This window comes from Actinomycetospora sp. (assembly GCF_055612215.1).
Genome location: NZ_JBVPVA010000112.1, coordinates 1 through 4399 on the forward strand (window position 1 = coordinate 1; position 4399 = coordinate 4399).

General features: G+C 76.6%; 3 protein-coding genes and 1 pseudogene. 2 read left to right on the top strand and 2 right to left on the bottom strand.

Annotation, left to right across the window (positions count from 1 at the left end; all coding sequences use genetic code 11):
- Positions 1 to 205 (bottom strand): annotated as a pseudogene (locus AC0CYZ_RS02870) (phosphoglycerate dehydrogenase); the annotation flags it as partial.
- Positions 206 to 489: 284 nt separating this feature from the next.
- Complete coding sequence (locus tag AC0CYZ_RS02875; RefSeq protein ID WP_472212165.1) at positions 490 to 1014, bottom strand: MarR family winged helix-turn-helix transcriptional regulator; 525 nt, start codon at positions 1012 to 1014, stop codon at positions 490 to 492.
- 92 nt (positions 1015 to 1106) lie between these two features.
- Between AC0CYZ_RS02875 and AC0CYZ_RS02880 the strand changes: the two genes are divergently transcribed.
- Both AC0CYZ_RS02880 and AC0CYZ_RS02885 read left to right on the top strand, forming a co-directional pair.
- Positions 1107 to 3854 (top strand): AAA family ATPase, encoded by a 2748-nt coding sequence (locus AC0CYZ_RS02880; protein WP_472212167.1) that lies wholly within the window; start codon positions 1107 to 1109, stop codon positions 3852 to 3854.
- A gap of 85 nt (positions 3855 to 3939) precedes the next feature.
- Entirely contained in the window at positions 3940 to 4338 is a 399-nt protein-coding gene (locus tag AC0CYZ_RS02885) for a VOC family protein (RefSeq protein WP_472212169.1), read from the top strand.
- The last annotated feature ends 61 nt before the right edge of the window (positions 4339 to 4399 follow it).

Consider the following 4399-nt stretch of genomic DNA (forward strand, 5'->3'; position numbering starts at 1 on the left):
CGATGGCCAGGAGGTCCTTCCCGGCGTCGAGCACCTCGGCGGTGATCTTGGTGTTGGAGCGGATCCCGAGCAGGGACACCCCCGACAGGGCGTCGGCCAGCTCGTCGCCGGAGAGCGACCCGGGCCGCTCCTCGACCTCGAGTCCGGCGCGGCGGAACGCCTCGGCGGCGGTCGGGTGGATGCTCTCCAGCAGTAGGACCTTCACGGGGCGAGCGTACTGTCGCCCCGGGCCGTCCGGACCGCCCCCGATCCCCGAACGGCGACTTTTCGCAGCTCAGCGCCACCGTGATCGGGGCCACCCTCACTCCCGGACCCGCGTGACCGTCCCTCGCTTGACGGCAGGTCTTTAGATCATCAAAGTAGTCAGCGGACCGACGTCGCGCCGCCTGCTGCCGAGACCCGGTCTCCCCTGCTGCCGGCCGCGGTCCTCCCCCCGGACCACGACCGGCCCGGGTCGGCTGGCCGGGCCCGCGTCCCCCCGCGCAGCGGTCAGCCGACCCCCTCGTCGTCGCCCGCCACCGGTCGCGGTCCGTCCGCCCGCGCGGCGTCCAGGGCGGCTCGGACCGCCGGGCCGTCCCCGGCGCGCGTCCGCAACGACGTCGCCATCTCGTGCAGGAGCTCGGTCAGCGTGCGCCGGAGCTCCGGGTCGGCGGCCAACCGGGGCTCGACCCGGCGCACGGCCGCGTCGAGGTCGGCGGCGAACAGGCCGAACATGGTCTCGATCGCCGAGCGCCCGGGGGCGGTCAGCTCGACGAGGACCCGTCGCCGGTCGCCGGGATGCGGCGTGCGCTCCACGAGGCCGGCGGACACCAGTCGGTCGACCAGGGTGGTCGCGCTCCCGGCCGTCAGCCCGGTCCGCCGGGCGATGACCATCGGGGTCAGCGGACCGTCGTGGAGCAGCTGCCCCAGGACGGCGGCCTCGGTGGTGCTGACGTCGAGACCGCCGGCCATGGTCCGGCGGTAGTCGTCGCTCGCCACGATCAACGCGCGCAGGTGTTCGGCCACGTCGCGCACGTCGACTCCTCGTTGCGGCACCCGGACCAGTCGTTCGCGAACGTAGACACGGTCGGCCGGGCTCGCCACAGTCGCGGTGTGGGGGGTGGCGCATGACCGGACCGGGAGGCCCGCAGCCCCCGATCGTCGTCGGCCGGGTGCCCGAGCGGGACGAGCTCGCCGCCGCGGTCGACCCGGGACGCCCCGACGGCACCGTGACCGTGGTCGTCGGCGAGCCGGGGAGCGGCAAGACCACCCTGCTCGACGAGGTCGTCGCCCGCTCCACGCGTCGCGTGCTCCGCACCACCGGTGTCGAGGGCGAGGCAGTGCTGCCCTTCGCGGGTGCGGGCGACCTGCTGCTGCCGCTGCGCGAGCACGTCGACGGGCTGCCCACGGTGCAGCGCGAGGCCCTCGAGGTCGCGCTGGTGCTGCGGTCCGGCACGGCGGCCGGTCCCCTCGCCGTGTGCTCCGCGGCGCTGAGCACGTTCGCGGCGGCCGCCGAGAGGAAGCCGCTGCTGCTGGTGGTCGACGACTTCCCGTGGCTCGACCCGCCGTCCCAGCAGCTGCTGCTGTTCGTCGCGCGCCGGCTCGCCCCGGAGCGGATCGCCCTGCTGCTCGCCGTCCGCGACGAGGTCCCCGTCCACCCGGCGATCTGGCGCCTGCCGACGGTCCGGCTCGGGCCGCTGAGCCCGGAGGAGAGCCGGGAGCTGGTGCGCGCGCTGCCGGTGCGCACCTCGCCGACGATGCTGGAGAGGATCGTCGAGTGGGGCGGCGGCAATCCGCTGGCCGTCGTCGAGACCGCCCGCGTCGCGGGGCCCGACCTGCTCCTGCCGGGGACGTCGAGCCCCGCGCTCCCGCCGGGGTCGAGCCTCGAGCGCACCTGGACCGCCGCGCTCGACGCCCTGCCCGCCCGGACCCGGGACGCGCTCGCCGTGCTCGCCCTGAGCCGCTCGACCCGGCGGGACGAGCTGGATCCCGTGCTCGCCGACCTCGGGCTCGGCGCCGAGGACCTCCTGCCGGCGGAACGGCGTGGACTGGTGCACCGCTCCGGGGAGGAGGTCTGCCTGCGTCACGGACTCCTGCGCCCGCTCGTCGACGCCCGGACCGCCCGGGACCTCCGGCGGCGCGTCCTGCACGGGCTGGTGCGCCACGCGTCGCCCGACCTGGCGGTCTGGTACCGCGCCGAGGCCGCGGAGGCCCCCGACGACGACCTCGCCGACGACCTCGTCGCGGCGGCGCAGGACGCCCGCCAGCGGTCCGGGCTGCTGGCGGCCGCGCGGATCGGGGCACGCGCCGCGGACTTCACCGCCGACCCGGAGACGCGGGGGCGACGACTACTCGCCGCCGCCGCCGACGCGTCGATCTCCGGGGGCGGCGCCCTCGCGGTGCGCTGGTGCGAGCAGGCCCTGGCGCTCCACGACGACCCGCTGTTCGTGGCCGACGTCCAGATGGTCCGGGTGCGGACGCTGGCCTGGCTCGACCCGGTCCAGGCCGCCGAGCACCCGATGCGGGCGGCCGACGCGGTGCTGCCCCACGACACGGCTCGGGCGTCCCGGCTCTACGTCGAGGCGGTCACGCCCCTCGCCATGACCGGGCGGCTGCGGGAGATGGAGCGGGCCGCCGAGCGCGCCCGCGAGACGGCCGGCCTCTCGCCGCTCGGGCTCGCCACCGTCGCGCACGCCTACGTGCTGCGGGGGCGCCGCACGGAGGGCCAGGCCGTGCTCGACGAGCTGGTGGCGACCGCGGCCGAGGCCGACCCGCTGTGGGACGCGCAGGCGCTGGTCATCGGCGCGCAGGCCGCGGCCTACCTCGAGCGCTTCGACGACGCCCGGCGCCTCTTCGGTGCGGTGACCGCGACCGCGCGCCGGATCGGGGCGCCCCAGGTCCTCGCCTACGCCCTGGTCGTCCGCGCCGAGCTCGACTGGTGGGCCGGTCGGTGGCCCGCCGCGTACGCCGACGCGACCGAGGCCGTGGAGTGGGCCGAGGAGGTCGGCCAGGCCGGCAGCCGGGCGTACGGGCTGACCTTCCTGGCCCGCGTGGAGGGGGTGCGCGGCGACGCGGCGGGATGCCGGGCGCACAGCGAGGAGGCCACCAGGATCGCGCGCTCCCTCGGCATCGAGAGCCTGGCGGTGTACGCCGCCGCCGCGCTGGGGGGCGGCGCCCTCGCCGCCGGCGAGCCGGCCACGGCGGCGGCCCACCTCGCGCGGGCCCGGCGGTTGTGTGAGACCCAGGGCGTGGAGTGCCTCGCGGTGGTCCCGTTCGCCGGTGACCTCGTGAGGGCCACCATCCACGAGGGCGATCGCGCGGCGGCCGAGGACGTGGTCGGATGGGTGGCGGCGGCGGCCGACCGCACCGGGTCGGCGTATGCGGAGGCCGTGGCCGCCCGCGGACGTGGGGTGCTGGCCGAGGACCCGGACGAGGCCGAGGAGTGGTTCGCGGCGGCCCACCGGGCGCACGACCGCCTCGCCGCGCCCTACGAGCGCGCCCGCACCCTGCTGGCCCACGCCGAGGTCCGACGGCGGGGGCGGCGACCGGGGGCCGCCCGATCGCTACTCCTCGAGGCCGAGGCGACGTTCGCCGCGCTCGGGGCCGACCCGTGGACCGCGCGGGCGCGCAGCGAGCTCGCTGCGGCCGGATACCGCGGCACCCCCGGCGAGGGCTCACCGCTGGCGACCCTGACCCCGCAGGAGTTCCAGATCGCGCGGGGCGTGGCCGAGGGCCAGAGCAACGTCGAGGTCGCCGCCGGCCTCTTCGTGTCCCGCAAGACCGTCGAGTTCCACCTGACGCGCATCTACCGCAAGCTCGGCGTGCGCTCCCGGACGGAGCTGGCCACCGAGTTGACGCGTCGGGACATCCACTAGGGATCTCCCGGATCCCCGGCGCGCGGATCACCCGGCAGACTCAGTCGCGAACACGGAGAGTACAGACCTGGGCGGAGGTGGCGGGGTGAGCACGACCGAACGGCCGGGCTTCACCGGCTTCCACCACTACGCACCGGCGATACGCGACCTCCGGATCAGCGCCGCGTGGTACGAGCGGGTCCTGGGCCTGCGGCGCACCTCGGCGCCGTGCCCCGAGGACGACACCTCCTCCGGGGTGGTGCTCTCGGACCCGGAGTCCGGGGTCACGATCTCCCTGCAGGACCCGGGCGCCGCACCGCGTCGGGGGCACACCGCGTTCTCGGTGGCCAGCCGGGCCCAGCTCGACTCCTGGGCGGGGTGGCTCGACGGCATCGGCGTGGCGCACGACGGCGTCGTCGACGTGGGAGAACCCGAGCCCTACGCATATCTGGTGTTCCGCGATCCGGACGACGTCCCGCTCGTCCTGGTACACGTGGCGGACTGAGCTCCGCCCGGCGGCGGATCGGTGGAGCACGGCGACGGGGGGCCGCCGTGCACAGGGGGCG

What these genes read in the sequence shown, in the direction of transcription:
- AC0CYZ_RS02880 (WP_472212167.1), top strand. Translation starts at nt 1,107, where the DNA reads ATGACCGGACCGGGAGGCCCGCAGCCCCCGATCGTCGTCGGCCGGGTG.